This window comes from Rhizobium laguerreae (assembly GCF_019778565.1).
In the GTDB taxonomy this organism is placed as follows: domain Bacteria; phylum Pseudomonadota; class Alphaproteobacteria; order Rhizobiales; family Rhizobiaceae; genus Rhizobium; species Rhizobium laguerreae.
In genome coordinates, this window is record NZ_JAAXQT010000005.1 from 232585 (window position 1) to 249611 (window position 17027).

Below are 17027 nucleotides of genomic sequence, written 5' to 3' on the forward strand. Positions count from 1 at the left end.
TGAATTTTATGATACAGTTTTATGACAGGCGAGATCTCGTCGCCTACTTGCAAACCTCGGCCTTGCGGTCGAGCAGCTCCAGCTTGGCGAGCTTGCCGGTCAGGACGAAATCACCGTAATCCATCGTCAGATCGCGGGTAATGCCGTTCTCATAGAGCTTGAAGGACATGCGGTAGACCGGCAACGCATCCGATTTCGCACTTTCGTTGAAATAGGCGATCGTCACCGGCCAGAAGGCCGTCTTGGAGAAGGCGCCGGCATTGCCGGCATCGGCTTCCTCGGCGATCGGCGTCTCCTGCTTGCCGACGATCGTGGTCGTCGCCAGCGACTTGTCGCCGTCGTCCGAACCGTCGAAGACGCGCGCCTCGAAGAAGCGCTTGCCGTCCTTGGCGTGCTGGATCACATCGAGCATATGTTCCGTGGGAAACCGGCTTTCTAAAAGCTGCAGCTCGCGGCTCGCCGGCTGCTTGAGATCGACCTTGACACCATCAGGCTGGTCCTGCGCCGCACCGTTGACCTCTTTATCGAGCTGCTCGTCGGTGAAGGATTTGGTGTCGAAAGTGAACTTGCCGTCCTTCAGGTTCTCGAAGGTCTTTGTCTGCTGATCGCTGACACGCACGCTGTCGCCGGTGTCGATCTGCGTCACGAAGCGGAAATTGGTGGTAAAGCCCTGGCAATAGCTGCCGTCGAACTCATAGACCATGCGACCGTACATGGCGGCGATGCCGGAGCGGTCCGAGGCATCCTTCAATTCCAGATCGTAGACCGCGCGATGTGCGACGAGGCCGGTCGCGATCGCAGCGCTAACCGCAGGCGCAGCCGCCCATGCATTGGCGGAAACGCTGGCGAGAAGCAGAGCGACAAGACTCGATCGGAACATTCATTAACTCCTGTTGGACTCGGTCGCCATGTTATAAGAACGCTTTCGGCCAAATCGAGGCTCGAAACTGTCATATTGAAGAATCTAGTCTTGATGCATAATTTTTGAAGAATTGACAACAAAAGCGGAGACGAAAATGCCCGATGAAATTGCGGCTCGCCTGATTGAGATGGGGATAACCCTTCCCGAGGCCGCAGCACCTGCTGCAAATTACGTTCCCTATGTGATCAGCGGCAATCTTCTCTACATCTCCGGCCAGCTGCCGCTCGAAGGCGGCAAGGTCACTGTCTCGGGCCATCTCGGCAAGACCGTCGACGTTGCAAGGGGGCAGCGCGGCGCCGAACTCTGCGCCATCAACATCCTTGCCCAGGCGAAGGCCGCACTTGGCGGCGATCTCGGCCGTATCCGGCGCGTCATCAAGCTGAACGGCTTCGTCGCCTCGGCGCCCGACTTCGTCGAGCAGCATCTCGTCATCAACGGCGCTTCGAACCTGATTGCCGGCGTGCTTGGCGAAGCCGGCAAACATGCGCGTGCCGCCGTCGGCATGGCGGCCCTGCCGCTGAATGCCGCCGTCGAGATAGACGCTATCATGGAAATCGCAAAATGACCAATGTTGCCTGGATCAGGGAACTGCCGGTCGCCCACCGCGGCTATCACGACCTCAACACGCATGTCTGGGAAAACACGCTTTCGGCCTTCTCGCGCGCTGTCGAAGCGGGCTTTGCGATCGAATGCGACCTGCACTACGCCTCCGACGGCGTGCCGGTCATCTTTCACGACGAGGACCTGCAGCGCCTGTGCAATCTCAACGGCGACATCCGCGAGCGCACCTCCCGGGAACTCGGACTGATCGCCGTTGGCGGCACGAGCGACAAGGTGCCGACGCTGCGCCAGCTTCTCGATCTCGTCGAAGGCAAGGTGCCACTGGTGCTGGAGCTCAAGGGGCGCGAGGCCGATGACGAAGGTTTCGCCGAAGCTGTGCTCGAGGTCCTCGAGGGCTATGAGGGCAAGGTGGCGCTGATGAGCTTCGACCACTGGCTGCTGCGCGACCTGAAGGCGCTTGGCTCACCCTACCCGCTCGGGCTGACCGCCAACGGCAACACGCCGGAAGAGTTCAAGACGCATGAAAAGGCGATGGAGATCGGTCTCGATTTCATCTCTTATTATTATGACGACCTGCCGAATGCCTTCATCACCGGCGAACGCGAAAAGGGGATTCCCGTCATCACCTGGACGGTGCGTGACGAAGAGGTGCGCCGACGCACATTCGCCAATGCAGACCAGATGACCTTCGAAGGCTTCGATCCGCGTGCGACTGCTTGACGCTCGCTTTTTGGCCAAGATCATGCGCAGACTGCTGCATAACTCCTTAAATCGGATCCATTTGAGGATAAATTATGCAGCAACTCAAAGCGTTACAGCGTCCTTTGCGCGTCTGAAAAGACGCGCGGCGCTGTAAGGCAGAGCCGAGACTATCCTCCCACAGGCTTCGCATTTGTCCCATGACTGATGAATTATCCATTCGCGTAGAACGCTCCTTCACCGCGATTTCCCCGGAGAGCTGGTCCAGGCTTTCCGGGGCGTCGAAGACCTGCGCTGCGATTGCCTACAACCCTTTCGTTTCGCACGCCTTTTTGTCGTCGCTGGAGGAATCCGGCTCCGCCGACGCCGAGACCGGATGGCTCGGCCATCATCTGCTGCTCGAGACCGGGCGCGGCGAGTTGATCGGCGCCCTGCCCGGCTATCTCAAGAACCATAGCCAGGGCGAATATGTCTTCGACCATGGCTGGGCCGACGCATTCGAGCGGGCCGGCGGGCGCTATTATCCCAAACTTCAGTGCTCGATCCCGTTCACCCCGGCGACAGGCCCGCGGCTTCTTGTCGCCGAGGGGCTGCAGCGGCTGCCGATCCAGAGCGCGATCGCCGAAAGCCTGAAGGAGGTGGTGCGCCGGCTCGGCATCTCCTCGGCCCATATCACCTTCGTGCCGGACGAAGAGATCGGCGTCTTCGAGATGGACGGCTATCTGCACCGCACCGACCAGCAGTTCCATTTCATCAATGACGGCTATGCCGATCACGAGGATTTTCTCGAAACGCTTGCCTCGCGCAAACGCAAGGCGTTGCGCAAGGAACGTCGCGCCGCCCTCGAAAACGGTATCAGCATCGACTGGCTGACCGGCCGCGACCTGACGGAACGCATCTGGGATCAATTCTTCAAGTTCTACATGGATACTGGCGGGCGCAAGTGGGGCCGGCCTTACCTCACCCGTAAGTTCTACTCGCTGATCGGCGAACGCATGGCCGACGATATCCTGCTCGTCATGGCCAAGCGCGACGGGCGCTATATCGCCGGCGCGATCAACTTCATCGGCGGCGATACACTCTACGGCCGTCACTGGGGCTGCATCGAGGATCATCCCTTCCTGCATTTCGAGGTCTGCTATCATCAGGCGATCGACTTCGCCCTTTCGAAAGGGCTGAAACGTGTCGAGGCCGGCGCCCAGGGCGAACACAAGCTCGCCCGCGGTTACCTGCCGGTGACGACGCATTCCGCCCATTATGTCGCGCATGCCGGCCTTCGCCGGGCGATCGGCGACTATCTCGCGCGCGAGCGCGCCGATGTCGAACAGATGAGCGAGTTGCTGACCGAGCACAGCCCTTTCCGCAAGGGCGAGCGTCAGCAGGAGGATTGACGCCGCCGCACCGGCCGCGCTACCCGAATAATCTGGAAACGAGGAGATTTTCGCGATGACCAACCCCGCCGCTTATGACGACAACAACATCTTCGCCAAGATCCTCCGCGGCGAAATCCCCTCGCACCGCGTCTACGAGGACGAGCATACCGTGGCCATCATGGATGTGATGCCGCAGGCGCCGGGCCACGTGCTCGTCCTTCCGAAGGCGGCGTCGCGCAATATCCTCGATGCCGATCCAGCCACCCTCACCCACGCGATATCGGTCGTCCAGAAGATCGCCAATGCGGTCAAGGACGTCTTCGACGCCGATGGCGTGTTCGTCGCCCAGTTCAACGAGCCGGCGGCCGGGCAAACGGTATTCCATCTGCATTTCCATGTCATCCCGCGGCATGAAGGCATGGCCCTCAAGCCGCATTCCGGCAAGATGGAGGACGGCGCCGTGCTTGCCGGCAATGCCGAAAAGATCAGAGCAGCGCTGGGGTAAGGTCAACCCCTGTCGATTTGAGAGAATTCAATCCAGACAATTATTTGGAACAAGATCATGATCCGCCATACTGTCGCATTCCGCCTGAAGCACGAAGCCGGCTCGGCTGAAGAAACGTCGTTCCTCTCCGACGCGCTGGTGCTTGCCAAGATCCCGAGCGTGCGGAATTTCGAGCAGCTTCGGCAGACGAGTCCAAAGAATGCTTATGCCTTCGGCTTTTCGATGGAATTCGACGATCAGGCTGGCTACGACACGTACAACCTCCATCCCCTGCATGTCGCCTTCGTCCGCGACCGCTGGGTGCCCGAGGTCGCCGATTTTCTCGAGATCGACTACACCAAGCTCTGAAAGGGCGCATGTAGATCCGGACACGAAAAAGGCCGCAGTGACGCGGCCTTTTCCAAAACGGTGACGGTATCTTACTTCTTGCGTGGAACCTTCGGAACCGCGCTTCCCTTCTTCGGGGCTTCGCGGACCTCAGGCTCGGCCTGCGGCACCGCTTTGGCGCGGGTCTTGCGGGCCGCCTTCGTCTTCAGCTCGCCGTCATCCCCATCCTCGGCTTCGGGATGCACGACCTCGGCTTCGGGCTTCGGCTTGATCGGCGCCGTTTCCGAGATGGCTTCGAGCACGATGCCGGGCTTGCCGTCTTCCTTCGGGCCGACGGTGACATTGACGACGCCGCCCTTCTTCAGCTTGCCGAAGAGGATCTCGTTGGCAAGCGGCTTCTTGATCGTATCCTGAATGACGCGAGCAAGCGGGCGGGCGCCCATCTTCTCGTCGTAACCCTTTTCCGCCAGCCAGGCGATCGCATTCTCGTGCAGGTCGAAGGTGACGTTCCTTTCGGAAAGCTGGGCCTCCAGCTGCATGATGAACTTCTGTACGACCTTGTGGATGACGGCCGTCGGCAACGCCGCGAAAGGAATGATCGCGTCGAGACGGTTGCGGAATTCCGGCGTGAACAGGCGGGTCAGCGCCTCCTCGTCCTCGCCGGTGCGCTTGGACGAGCCGAAGCCGATCGCCGCCTTGGCCATTTCCGACGCACCCGCATTGGTAGTCATGATCAGGATGACGTTGCGGAAGTCGATCTTCTTGCCGTTATGGTCGGTCAGCGTGCCGTGGTCCATGACCTGCAAGAGGATATTGTAGATGTCGGGATGGGCCTTCTCGATTTCGTCGAGCAGGACCACGCAATGCGGGTGCTGGTCGACGCCATCGGTCAGAAGACCGCCCTGATCGAAGCCGACATAGCCGGGAGGTGCACCGAGCAGACGCGAGACCGTGTGCCGCTCCATATATTCCGACATGTCGAAGCGCAGGAGTTCGACGCCGAGCGACGATGCCAGCTGCTTTGCCACCTCGGTCTTGCCGACGCCGGTCGGACCGGAGAAGACATAGGCGCCGATCGGCTTGTTCGGCTCGCGAAGACCGGCACGTGCCAGCTTGATCGAGGTCGAAAGAGCTTCGATCGCGATATCCTGGCCGTAGACCACAGAACGCAGTTCCTGCTCGAGATTGGCGAGCACCGCTTCATCGTCCTTGGAGACGGTCTTCGGCGGAATGCGCGCCATCGTGGCGACCGTTGCCTCGATCTCCTTTTCGGTAATCAGCTTGCGGCGCTTGGACGGCGGCAGCAGCATCTGGGCCGCACCGGTTTCGTCGATCACGTCGATCGCTTTGTCGGGCAGCTTGCGGTCGGAGATGTAGCGGGCCGACAATTCGACGGCCGACTTGATGGCATCATTCGAATAACGCAGGTGGTGATACTCTTCGAAATAGGGCTTCAGGCCCTTCATGATCTCGATCGCATCTTCGATCGACGGTTCGCTGACGTCGATCTTCTGGAAACGACGGACCAGCGCACGATCCTTCTCGAAGAACTGGCGGTATTCCTTGTAGGTGGTCGAACCGATGCAGCGAATCGCGCCCGATGATAGGGCCGGCTTCAGCAGGTTCGATGCATCCATCGCGCCGCCCGAGGTGGCGCCAGCGCCGATCACCGTGTGGATCTCGTCGATGAAGAGCACGGCGCCCGGATATTCTTCCAGTTCCTTGACGACCTGCTTCAGGCGCTCCTCAAAATCGCCGCGGTAGCGCGTGCCGGCGAGCAGCGTGCCCATGTCGAGCGAGAAGATCGTCGCATCGGCGAGGGCTTCGGGAACCTTGCCTTCGACGATGCGCTTGGCAAGCCCTTCGGCGATCGCCGTCTTGCCGACGCCGGGATCACCGACGTAGAGCGGATTGTTCTTCGAACGGCGGCACAGGATCTGGATGGTGCGGCTGACCTCGGCGTGACGGCCGATCAGCGGATCGATCTTGCCGCCCTTGGCCTTCTCGTTGAGATTGACGCAATAGGCCTTGAGCGCATCCTGCTGCTTCTTCGGGCCGCCCTCTTCCTCGCCGCCGCGCGCCGTCGGCTTGCTGCTTTCGGCTTCTTCCTCAGCGCCGCGCGGGGGACGCACATCCGAAGCGCCCGGCCGCTTGCCGATGCCGTGGGAGATATAGTTGACGGCATCGTAGCGGGTCATCTCCTGCTCCTGCAGGAAATAGGCGGCGTGGCTTTCGCGCTCGGCGAAGATGGCGACGAGCACGTTGGCGCCGGTCACCTCTTCGCGGCCAGACGATTGCACGTGGATGACGGCACGCTGGATGACGCGCTGGAAGCCGGAGGTCGGCTTCGAATCCTCGTCATAACCGGTGATCAGGTTGGAAAGTTCGTTATCGACATATTCGACGAGCGTCTTGCGCAAGGTGTCGAGATCGACATTGCAGGCACCCATGACCGCGGCCGCATCGGCATCGTCGATCAGGGCGAGCAGCAGATGCTCGAGCGTCGCATATTCGTGGTGCCGCTCGTTGGCAAAGGTCAGTGCCTGATGGAGCGCCTTCTCTAAACTAGGCGAAAATGTTGGCACGTTCAGATCCTCACTTCTTTTCCATGACGCATTGCAGCGGATGCTGGTGCTGCCGGGCGAAGTCCATCACCTGGCTGACCTTCGTTTCCGCTACCTCGTATGTGAATATTCCGCATTCGCCAACGCCGTGGTTATGGACATGAAGCATGATGCGGGTGGCACTTTCACGATCCTTCTGAAAAAAACGCTCCAGAATATGGATGACGAATTCCATGGGAGTGTAGTCGTCATTCAAAAGCAGCACGCGATAGAGGTTGGGCTTTTTGGTCTTCGGCTGGGTGCGTGTGATGACCGAGGTTCGATTTGCGTTGTCCCCGTTCCTTTCGCTGTCGTTCTGCATCCGGATCGGCTTTGCGATCATTGTCATTCATTCCTCAAGCAATCCGGCGGAGCATGGGAGGGTGCTTTTCCCGCCGAATATCTGAAACACTAACTTAGTTCATAATAGGCTGATTTTAAGCCCCCTGTCAGACACTGCAATCAAGAAATGGCCGGCATGCACGGGAAAGACCAAAAAAGTCCCTGGTCGATCCCATGCGGGCGCTGCAGCGAAAGCGGAAACAAAAAGACCGGCCACAGATGCGTAGCCGGTCCTCGTTTTTCAATATGTCGCGCAGGTTGCGCCGTCAAAATCAATTCATGCGGCAGCAGGCGTCGCCGACGGCGCCGACTTGGCGCTCTTGACGACGGCAGCGGCGATCGGTGCTTCATGGGGCTTGTAGGCTGATTTGGCGAGATCGGCATACATCTCACTGAGCTTCGTGGTCTCGGAGACAAAGCCTTCAAAATACGCCTTAACGTAGCTCGTCTGCAGCTCGAAAGCGGCCTCGAAGCTCTTGACGCCGGCTAGGGTTTCGAAATGCGTCACCGCGTCCTGAAAGGATTTCTTCGAATATTCCGTGGCTTCAGCGGCGATCGCCTGAAAGCCCTTGGTGGTGTCGGAATAGTTTTTCAGTGCCGTGTCGACGGCTTCCTTGCTCTTCTTGTTAGCATCGTCAAAGTTGAACATGAGCCATCCTCCGTTGGGCTGTTGGTGGCGGCAAGGTAGCTGCAACGCACAAATAGTCAAGTAGTCTTGTGCGTTGCAAAACGCCCAGGAGTTGCATGACAATCATATAACAAAGCCCACGCGTCGGGGCACGTACGTCTTTAATTGATTTTGCTAAAATATATCAGAATGCCGCAACCGGAAGTTTTGAACAAATTCTCGCGCCGAATCGAAAAAACAAAAAAGACCGAACGGATCGCGCCGTTCGGTCCCTTTGAAGCATTCGAGCGCGGTCAGAGATCGACGTCGAGGATCGCCATCGAAAAGTTGTAGGAGCGGTCGCCGTCCTCGTCATCAATATAGACGACACCCAGAAATTCTTCGCCGAGATAGACTTCCGCAGAATCATCCTTGCGCGGACGCGCCTTGACGATCATCTGCGGGTTGAACATGCGCTTGAAATAGGCGTCGAGCTTCTTGATTTCTTCTGGCTTCACTCTGTCATCTCCGTAAGCGGTCTTGATTGGCCGCTTCTTGCACAGGAAATGCAGCGGTGTAAAGGCAAGGTTGCCGTTTGCTCATGGCCCTCCCCGTTCGGATCCCGCCGACTTTTCCTATCCTTGTTTCCAATGGGCGCTCAGATATCGGCGCCGATCACCTGATCCATGTTGCGCGACGGCTCGGAACAACCGGCCTCGCCGACGACCTTGGCCGGCACGCCCGCAACCGTCTTCTTGGGCGGCACCGCCTTCAGGACGACCGAGCCGGCGGCGACGCGTGAGCAGTAGCCGATCTCGATATTGCCGAGGATCTTCGCACCGGCGCCGATCATGACGCCGGAGCCGATCTTCGGATGGCGGTCAGCGCCCTCCTTGCCGGTACCGCCGAGTGTGACGCCGTGCAGGATCGAGACGTTGTCGCCGATGACGGCCGTCTCGCCGACGACGAGGCCGGTGGCGTGATCGAGGAAGATGCCCTTGCCGATACGGGCGGCCGGATTGATGTCGGTCTGGAAGACGCTGGAGGAGCGGCTCTGCAGATAAAGCGCAAAATCACGCCGGCCGCGGTTCAGCAGCCAATGGGCGAGACGATGCGTCTGCAGCGCGTGGAAGCCCTTGAAATAAAGCACCGCCTCCATGAAGCGCAGGCAGGCGGGATCGCGGTCGTAGATCGCCTGGATATCGACACGCAGGATGGAGCTCCAGTCCGGCCAATCGAGGAGCATTTCCTCGAAGGTCTGGCGAAGCAGGTTCGCCTGCATGTCGGGGTGATCGAGACGTTCGCAGATGCGGTGGATGACGCATTCCTCGAGCGAATGGTAGTTGATCACGGTCGAATAGAGGAAGGCGGCGAGAACCGGGTCCCGTTCGGCGGCGAGCCGGGCTTCCTCACGCAGGCTGTCCCAGATGGGATCCATCACCTTCAGCGGATGGCCTGTGTCAAAAGCACGAATGTCAGTCTTTGCGACCATCGCCGCTCTCCTCGTTGCCAGCCGGAATGCCGTTTTCGGAATGCCAATATATAGAGGAAAACGCCAATAACATAAATGGGTGCCGTCGCCATGGTTTTTTAGTATGGTTTTTCGGCATCACGATGTTGTCAGCGATGGGCGACCTTTGCGTAGAAGGCCAGAACCGCCTGCTTGAAAACCCTATCGCCGACGGCGAGCATATGATCGCGGCCGGGAATATCGAGCGCTTCGGCATCTTGCATCAGCGCCGCCAATTCCTGCGGCGAGCCGGCGATATCATCCTTGGTGCCGACGCCGATCAGCGTCGGCATGTCCAGCTTGGCCATGTCGGAGCGGGCGACGAGATCGCGCGAGCCGCGTATACAATCGGCAAGGGCGACGCGGTCGCTCTTCGTCTGCTCGGCGAAGGCGCGGAACATGCGGCCGCGGGCATGCGTGACCGCGTCCAGCGATGGAGCCAGCAGCGCATCGGCAATCGGGTCCCAGTCACCGACGCCGTCGGTCATGCCGATGCCGAGGCCGCCGAGCACCAGCGAACGGACGCGATGCGGATTCGCAAGCGCGGCAAAGACGGAGATGCGCGCGCCCATCGAATAGCCCATGACATTGGCTTCGGGGATGCCCAGATGATCCAGCAAGGCGATCGCATCGCCGGCCATGACCCAGGGTCGATAGGCTTCGGCATCGTGCGGCTTGTCGCTTGCGCCGTGGCCGCGATTATCCATGGCGATCACCCGGTAGCCGGCATCACCAAGCGTCTTCAACCAGCCCGGATGCACCCAGTTGACGTTTGCGGTCGAGGCAAATCCGTGGATCAACAACACGGGGACGCCGGCAGGATCGCCCTCATCGAAGAAGGCGAGCTGCAATCCATCATGGGTGAAGCTTGAAAATGTGGGCGTATTCAGGTTCATCGGGCCTTCCTTTTTGGCGCGACCATAGTCGAGCGGCCTTTCATCGTGAAGCCAAAAACTGTGGCTAAAAACTGTGCCTGGCGCGGCGCTTTGGCTCTACACATTTGCGGCGAAGGCTTATAAGGTTCGCGCACATTTCAAAGCATTCGGAGAGCGACATGGCCGGCCACAACATTCCTCACTTCCAGAACGACGGCGGTCACCGCGTTATCGAAGTCGGCGTCAAGGAATTCATGTGCACCGGCGCTTCGGCTCCCTTCGATCATCCGCATATCTTCATCGACATGGGCGACGACAACGAGAAGGTCTGTTCCTACTGCTCGACGCTCTATCGCTTCAATTCCGCGCTCAAGCCGAGCCAGACCAATCCGGCCGGTTGCGTTTTCCACGTGAAGGCGGCGTAACGCGTCCAGATCCGGATCGGACGGACAATGCCGGTCGAACATGCCGCCATCATTGGCGCCGGGATATCAGGGCTGACAGCTGCCCTTGCGCTTTCACGCCGGGGTATCAGTTCAGAGATCTTCGAGCAGGCGGGCGAACTCGCCGACATCGGCGCCGGATTGCAGGTTTCGCCGAACGCTTCCCGCATCCTTGCCGAACTCGGTATCCTTGACGGTCTATCACAGCTCTGGCTCGAGCCGGACGCGATCCGGCTGATATCGGGTGGGTCGCTGCGCCAGCTCGCGGCGGTGCCGGCCGGCAAATTCGCGCGGGAACGCTGGGGCGCTCCCTATGGCGTCCTGCACCGCACCACATTGCAGAAAGCCCTTTTGGCGGCGGTTGCGGCCGATCCGCTCTGCCGGCTTCACCTCGGCGTGCGGATAGATTCGACCCTACCGCCTTTCGAGCGGGCGACCGATGTTGTGATCGGCGCCGACGGCGTCTGGTCGAAGCTTCGGCAAGCCGTTCCGGGCAGCCCCTCGCCGCGCTTTTCCGGCAATATCGCCTACCGCTTCACTGTTACCGAGGATGAGGCGCCCGGTTTCCTCGACCGGGCAAGCGTTTCGGCCTTCCTCGGCGGCTCGGCACATCTCGTCTGCTATCCGTTGCGGGAAACCGGCAGCTTCAACATGGTGGCAATCACCGCCGGCAATATCGCGCCGCAGGCCTGGCAAAGCGAGCCGACGGCCGAGCAGCGGGCGCAGCTACGGGCGCGCCTTTCCGGCTGGAACACCGCGATCGTCTCGCTGCTCGAGATAAATAGGAAGCTGACGTTCTGGCCGCTGTTCGAAACCTCATCAGGCGCATGGCAGGACGGCCGAAAGACGGTCCTGATCGGCGACGCCGCGCATGCGATGATGCCTTTTGCCGCCCAGGGAGCGGCGATGGCGATCGAAGATGCCTACGAACTCGCCACGTTTCTTTCGAACAGCCCCGTGGCGGAAGCGCTGGCGCTATTCGAAAGACATCGGGCGCCACGCATTGCGAGGCTTCGCCAGCGCGGCGCCTTCAACCGGTTTGCCTATCATGCGAGAGGGCCGATCCGGATCGGCCGCGATCTTGTGCTCGGCCTCAAGCCGCCGCTAAGCCTCGCGGCAGATCTCGACTGGATCTACGGCTATCGGGCTGTCGATCTGCCTTGAAGCGCGACCAGCGGCGATAAAGCGTGTCTGGTCAGACGGCGCTTGCCGCCGCAAAGCCCCGTTCGATATCGGCCTTCAGGTCGGCCACGTCCTCGATGCCGATCTGCAGGCGGATGACCGGACCCTCCGTCGGCGCCTTGGCGATCTTGCGATCGTTGAGATTGGCATGCAAAGCGAGGCTTTCAAAGCCACCCCAGGAATAGCCGAGACCGAAAATCCTGAGTGCGTCGAGGAAGGCATGCGCCTTTGCTCTGGACTTCTCGGGACCATCGGCGGCAAGCACGAAGGAAAAGATGCCGCTGGCGCCTTTGAAATCCCGCTTCCAGAGATGGTGTGAGGGAAAACTCGGCAGGGCCGGATGCAGCACGCGGGCGACATCCTCCCTCCCCTCCAGCCATTCCGCGATATCAAGAGCGCTTTCATAATGCCGCTCGAGGCGCAGGCCCATGGTGCGCAATCCGCGCAGGATCTGATAGGCATCATCGGGTGCGCCGCAGATCCCGAGCACACCGTTTGCTTCCTTCAGCCGCTCCCAGTGTTCGGCATTGACCGAAACCGTTCCGAGCAGGATATCGGAATGGCCGGACGGATATTTCGTCGATGCGTGGATGGAGATGTCGACGCCGTGATCGAGCGGCCTGAAATAGACCGGCGTCGCCCAGGTATTGTCCATCATGACGACGGCGCCGTGGCGGTGCGCAACTGCCGAGATCGCCGGAATATCCTGCATCTCGAAGGTGTTGGAGCCGGGAGCCTCGGTGTGGACGAGCTTCGTGTTCGGCCGGAAGAGCGTCTCGATGCCGGCGCCGATCTCCGGATGGTAATATTCCACCTCGATGCCGAGGCGCTTCAGCATCGTGTCGCAGAAATGGCGCGTCGGGCCATAGACCGAATCGACCACCAGCGCATGATCGCCGGCAGCGACGAAACCCAGGAACGGAATGGTGACGGCCGCAAGGCCCGACGGCACAAGGATCGTTCCGGCCGAGCCTTCGAGTGCGTCGATCGCCTCGCAGAGCGCATCCGTCGTCGGTGTGCCGCGCGTCCCGTAAGTGTATTTCTGCGTGCGCGTCTCCATCGCCCGCGCATTCGGAAACAGCACCGTCGAGGCATGCACGACCGGCGGATTGATGAAGCCGTGATAGTCGAAAGGGTCGTTGCCGATATGGGTCAGGCGGGTGTTGATGCCGGCATTCTGCAGGAAGCTGTCTTTGTCTTTCATGTCGGGAATAGCCTTTGGCGACGGAGACGCAAAAGTGGACTTTTGGACGCCCTGCCATATCAGGTCAACCCCTTGAAGATCGGCTGCAGGCGACGATCCGAAATGATGGAAATTTCGATTTTCGCGTTATTTTTCCGCAACCAGGCGCCTATTTCCTAGTCAACAGCCCATGAATGCAGCGCTATCTGCCAAAATGTTGCATTTCGCCGCAATTATTGGGCGCGACACTTGACCATGGTGAGATTTGCGACTGTGATAGGGTCTCTCGCGCCGGGAGGGTGTCGAGACAATGGGGAGGCGGCACGGATTGTCGGCACGCACTCTCCACAAGAAAAGATAAGACAACGGAAAAGGTTGGGAAAATGAAAAATAAGCTCCTGTCGGCCGCCATCGGCGCAGCAGTTTTGGCAGTTGGCGCCTCGGCCGCCTCCGCCACCACTCTCTCAGACGTCAAGGCAAAGGGTTTCGTTCAGTGCGGCGTCAACACCGGCCTTACCGGCTTTGCCGCACCTGACGCTTCCGGCAATTGGGCCGGCTTCGACGTCGACTTCTGCAAGGCAGTCGCTTCGGCTGTGTTCGGCGACCCCACCAAGGTCAAGTACACGCCGACAAATGCGAAAGAACGTTTCACCGCCCTCCAGTCCGGCGAAATCGATGTCCTCTCGCGTAATACGACCTGGACGATCAATCGCGACACCGCACTCGGCTTCAATTTCCGTCCTGTCACCTATTATGACGGCCAGGGCTTCATGGTCCGCAAGGGCCTGAACGTGAAGTCGGCTCTCGAACTCTCCGGCGCCGCAGTCTGCGTGCAGTCGGGCACGACTACCGAACTGAACCTCGCCGATTACTTCAAGACGAATAATCTGCAGTACAATCCGGTCGTCTTCGAAAATCTTCCTGAGGTCAACGCTGCCTACGACGCCGGTCGTTGCGACGTTTACACGACCGACCAGTCCGGTCTCTATTCGTTGCGTCTGACGCTGAAGAATCCCGACGAACACGTCATCCTTCCTGAGATCATCTCCAAGGAGCCGCTTGGCCCGGCCGTCCGTCAGGGTGATGATCAGTGGTTCGATATCGTTTCCTGGACGGCTTATGCGCTGATCAATGCCGAAGAGTTCGGCATCACGCAGGCAAATGTCGACGAGATGAAGAACTCGCCGAACCCGGATATCAAGCGCTTCCTCGGCAGCGAGACCGACACCAAGATCGGCACCGATCTCGGCCTGACGAATGATTGGGCCGCCAACGTCATCAAGGGCGTCGGCAATTATGGTGAAATCTTCGAGCGCAACATCGGCGAGGGCAGCCCGCTCAAGATCGCACGCGGCTTGAATGCGCTGTGGAACAAGGGCGGCATCCAGTACGCACCGCCGGTTCGTTGATCGAGCACTGGCAATGACATACCGGGAAGGCGGCCAAGCCGCCTTCCCGCTCCAAAAAGTAAAAAGAAAGCCCGAAAACGGGCACAAGGGGATTGGCGCGGCATGACGCATGAGGCTGTGGATACGACACCTTTGCATGGCACCGGCTGGAGTTTCCGGTCGGCAATGTACGACCCGAAATACCGGAGCATATTTTACCAGGTCCTAACAATCGTTGTTCTCGTGGGCTTTGTGTGGTGGGTGGCCCACAACACTGCCGTGAACCTTGCCCGCAGCAATACGGCATCGGGTTTCGGCTTTCTTCGCGGCCGCGCCGGTTTCGAAATCGGCCAGTCGCTGATCGGCTTTTCGAGCGACTCGACTTATGCGCGCGCACTTCTTGTCGGCATTCTGAATACCTTGCTGGTGGCGGTGAGCGGTATCTTCACGGCGACCATCATCGGCTTCCTGATCGGGATCGGCCGGCTGTCGCGCAATTGGCTGATTGCCAAGCTCTGCACGGTCTATGTCGAGGTTTTCCGCAACATTCCGCCGCTGCTCGTCATCTTTTTCTGGTATCTCGGCGTTCTCTCCGTCTTGCCGCAGCCGCGTGAATCGGTGGGTCTGCCGTTCAGCATGTACCTCAACAACAGAGGACTAGCCTTCCCGAAGCCAATCTTCGAGACGGGCATGATAGCGGTCGGCATCGCCCTCGTGATTGCGATTGTCGCCACCATCATCATCGCGCGCTGGGCCCATAAACGCCAAGCCGCAACCGGCCAGCCGTTCCACACCGTATGGACGGCAATCGGGCTGATCGTCGGCTTGCCATTGCTGGTCTTCGTTGTCTCCGGCTTTCCGCTCACCTTCGACGTTCCGGTTGCCGGAAAATTCAACCTCACGGGCGGCTCCGTCGTCGGCCCCGAATTTATGTCGCTGTTTCTCGCTCTGTCCTTCTATACCGCCTCGTTCATCGCCGAGATCGTTCGCGGCGGCATTCGCGGCGTTGCAAAAGGACAATCCGAAGCAGCCGGCGCGCTGGGGCTGCATCCGTCGAGCGTGACGAGACTTGTCGTGGTGCCGCAGGCGCTGCGCATCATCATCCCGCCGTTGACGAGCCAGTACCTGAACCTGACCAAGAACTCCTCACTCGCCATCGCGATCGGTTTCTCGGATCTCGTTGCCGTCGGTGGCACGATCCTCAATCAGAGCGGTCAAGCGATCGAGATCGTCTGCATCTGGGGTATCGTCTATCTCAGCTTGAGCATTCTCACGTCGCTGTTCATGAATTGGTTCAACGCCAAGATGGCACTGGTGGAGAGATAAGATGTCGGTCGCCGATAAACCCTTTGTCAGAACGTCCATCCTTGCCGCCGAACCGCCGCCCCCCGGCGAGAGAGGAGCCGTCGCCTGGATACGTCGCAATCTCCTGGCAAGCCCGAAGGACGTGATCCTGACGATCCTGGCTCTTGCGCTCCTCGCATGGGCCGTGCCGCATCTCGTCAACTGGCTGTTCATCCAGGCCGTATGGTCCGGGCCGGACCGCACATTCTGCGCGACAACGATCCAGGGCGGCATCCAGCCTGACGGCTGGAGCGGTGCATGCTGGGCCTTCATCAGCGCCAAGTACGATCAGTTTATCTTCGGCCGCTATCCGCTCGGTGAGCGTTGGCGGCCGGCGATCGTCGGGATTCTGTTCATTCTGCTGCTGGTTCCGATGCTGATCCCGTCGGCGCCGCGCAAGGGCCTGAACGCCATCCTTCTGTTCGCCGTCCTGCCGATCATGGCCTTCTGGCTTCTTCACGGCGGCTTCGGCCTCGAAGTGGTGGAGACTCCGCTCTGGGGCGGGTTGATGGTGACGCTCGTCCTGTCCTTTGTCGGTATCGCCGTCTCCCTACCCGTCGGCATTCTGCTTGCGCTGGGACGCCGCTCGAAGATGCCCGTCATCCGGATGCTTTGCGTTACCTTCATCGAGGTCATTCGAGGCGTTCCGCTGATCACCGTTCTGTTCATGGCAAGTGTCATGCTGCCGCTTTTCCTTCCCACAGGCTGGAACGTGGACAAACTGCTTCGGGCGCTGATCGGTGTGTCGATCTTCACGTCGGCCTATATGGCTGAAGTGATCCGCGGCGGCCTTCAGGCGATCCCGAAGGGACAGTTCGAAGGCGCCGATTCACTCGGCCTCGGCTATTGGCAGAAGACCCGGCTGATCATCATGCCGCAGGCCATCAAGCTTGTAATCCCGAGCATCGTGAACACCTTCATCGGAACGTTCAAGGACACGTCGCTGGTCACCATTATCGGGATGTTCGATCTGCTTGGCATCGTCAAGCTGAACTTCTCCGATGCCAACTGGGCAAGCGCCGTCACGCCGATCACGGGTCTGATCTTCGCGGGCTTCATCTTCTGGCTGTTCTGCTTCGGCATGTCGCGCTATTCAGGCTTCATGGAACGCCATCTCGATACCGGCCACAAACGATAAGAACGCTACAACGATAAGAATGAGG

18 protein-coding genes are annotated in these 17027 nt (G+C 59.7%); 10 read left to right on the forward strand and 8 right to left on the reverse strand.

What is annotated here, in order from left to right; translation table 11 throughout:
* Positions 1–43 precede the first annotated feature (43 nt).
* Complete coding sequence (locus HFO71_RS17555) at positions 44–880, reverse strand: cell envelope integrity EipB family protein (RefSeq protein WP_065279804.1); 837 nt, start codon at positions 878–880, stop codon at positions 44–46.
* A 136-nt stretch (positions 881–1016) separates the two neighbouring features.
* On the opposite strand from HFO71_RS17555, the gene HFO71_RS17560 reads away from it, so the two are divergent.
* From HFO71_RS17560 to HFO71_RS17580, 5 genes are all read left to right on the forward strand, one after another.
* A complete protein-coding gene (locus HFO71_RS17560; RefSeq protein WP_077981115.1) occupies positions 1017–1487 on the forward strand; it encodes a RidA family protein in 471 nt (156 codons plus the stop codon).
* Positions 1484–2203, forward strand: a complete 720-nt coding sequence (locus HFO71_RS17565) for a glycerophosphodiester phosphodiesterase (RefSeq protein WP_131642276.1) — start codon at positions 1484–1486, stop codon at positions 2201–2203. The genes HFO71_RS17560 and HFO71_RS17565 overlap by 4 nt, the downstream gene beginning before the upstream one ends.
* Positions 2204–2382: 179 nt before the next feature.
* Positions 2383–3573, forward strand: coding sequence for a GNAT family N-acetyltransferase (locus HFO71_RS17570; RefSeq protein WP_131642275.1), 1191 nt, complete (start codon positions 2383–2385; stop codon positions 3571–3573).
* A gap of 55 nt (positions 3574–3628) precedes the next feature.
* A complete protein-coding gene (locus HFO71_RS17575; protein WP_131642274.1) occupies positions 3629–4060 on the forward strand; it encodes an HIT family protein in 432 nt (143 codons plus the stop codon).
* A 57-nt stretch (positions 4061–4117) separates the two neighbouring features.
* Entirely contained in the window at positions 4118–4408 is a 291-nt protein-coding gene (locus HFO71_RS17580) for a Dabb family protein (RefSeq protein ID WP_077981119.1), read from the forward strand.
* A gap of 71 nt (positions 4409–4479) precedes the next feature.
* Here HFO71_RS17580 and clpA read toward each other — a convergent pair whose 3' ends face one another.
* From clpA to HFO71_RS17610, 6 genes are all read right to left on the reverse strand, one after another.
* Complete coding sequence (gene clpA / locus HFO71_RS17585) at positions 4480–6972, reverse strand: ATP-dependent Clp protease ATP-binding subunit ClpA (protein WP_077981120.1); 2493 nt, start codon at positions 6970–6972, stop codon at positions 4480–4482.
* A gap of 10 nt (positions 6973–6982) precedes the next feature.
* Positions 6983–7333: an ATP-dependent Clp protease adapter ClpS gene (clpS, locus tag HFO71_RS17590; RefSeq protein WP_221988254.1), complete on the reverse strand. Its 351-nt coding sequence runs from the start codon at positions 7331–7333 to the stop codon at positions 6983–6985.
* 276 nt (positions 7334–7609) lie between these two features.
* Positions 7610–7981 carry a phasin family protein gene (locus HFO71_RS17595; RefSeq protein WP_077981121.1) on the reverse strand — a complete coding sequence of 124 codons (372 nt, stop codon included), beginning with the start codon at positions 7979–7981 and terminating at the stop codon, positions 7610–7612.
* Between the two features lie 272 nt (positions 7982–8253).
* Positions 8254–8457: a DUF3126 family protein gene (locus tag HFO71_RS17600; RefSeq protein ID WP_003539277.1), complete on the reverse strand. Its 204-nt coding sequence runs from the start codon at positions 8455–8457 to the stop codon at positions 8254–8256.
* 140 nt (positions 8458–8597) lie between these two features.
* A complete protein-coding gene (gene cysE, locus HFO71_RS17605) occupies positions 8598–9431 on the reverse strand; it encodes a serine O-acetyltransferase (RefSeq protein ID WP_003539276.1) in 834 nt (277 codons plus the stop codon).
* A 128-nt stretch (positions 9432–9559) separates the two neighbouring features.
* Complete coding sequence (locus tag HFO71_RS17610) at positions 9560–10345, reverse strand: alpha/beta fold hydrolase (protein ID WP_131642273.1); 786 nt, start codon at positions 10343–10345, stop codon at positions 9560–9562.
* A 158-nt stretch (positions 10346–10503) separates the two neighbouring features.
* Here HFO71_RS17610 and HFO71_RS17615 point away from each other — a divergent pair, with 158 nt between their 5' ends.
* Together HFO71_RS17615 and HFO71_RS17620 are read left to right on the forward strand one after the other, a co-directional pair.
* Complete coding sequence (locus tag HFO71_RS17615) at positions 10504–10749, forward strand: zinc-finger domain-containing protein (protein WP_003539274.1); 246 nt, start codon at positions 10504–10506, stop codon at positions 10747–10749.
* Between the two features lie 27 nt (positions 10750–10776).
* Positions 10777–11931: an FAD-dependent monooxygenase gene (locus tag HFO71_RS17620; RefSeq protein WP_168258336.1), complete on the forward strand. Its 1155-nt coding sequence runs from the start codon at positions 10777–10779 to the stop codon at positions 11929–11931.
* A 31-nt stretch (positions 11932–11962) separates the two neighbouring features.
* On the opposite strand, the gene HFO71_RS17625 is transcribed toward HFO71_RS17620, so the two are convergent.
* Complete coding sequence (locus HFO71_RS17625; RefSeq protein WP_168258335.1) at positions 11963–13153, reverse strand: cystathionine beta-lyase; 1191 nt, start codon at positions 13151–13153, stop codon at positions 11963–11965.
* Positions 13154–13515: 362 nt separating this feature from the next.
* Between HFO71_RS17625 and HFO71_RS17630 the strand changes: the two genes are divergently transcribed.
* From HFO71_RS17630 to HFO71_RS17640, 3 genes are all read left to right on the forward strand, one after another.
* Complete coding sequence (locus HFO71_RS17630) at positions 13516–14541, forward strand: amino acid ABC transporter substrate-binding protein (RefSeq protein WP_020049756.1); 1026 nt, start codon at positions 13516–13518, stop codon at positions 14539–14541.
* Positions 14542–14643: 102 nt separating this feature from the next.
* Positions 14644–15846, forward strand: coding sequence for an amino acid ABC transporter permease (locus tag HFO71_RS17635; RefSeq protein ID WP_168258334.1), 1203 nt, complete (start codon positions 14644–14646; stop codon positions 15844–15846).
* Position 15847: 1 nt separating this feature from the next.
* Complete coding sequence (locus tag HFO71_RS17640; protein ID WP_131642269.1) at positions 15848–17002, forward strand: amino acid ABC transporter permease; 1155 nt, start codon at positions 15848–15850, stop codon at positions 17000–17002.
* The last annotated feature ends 25 nt before the right edge of the window (positions 17003–17027 follow it).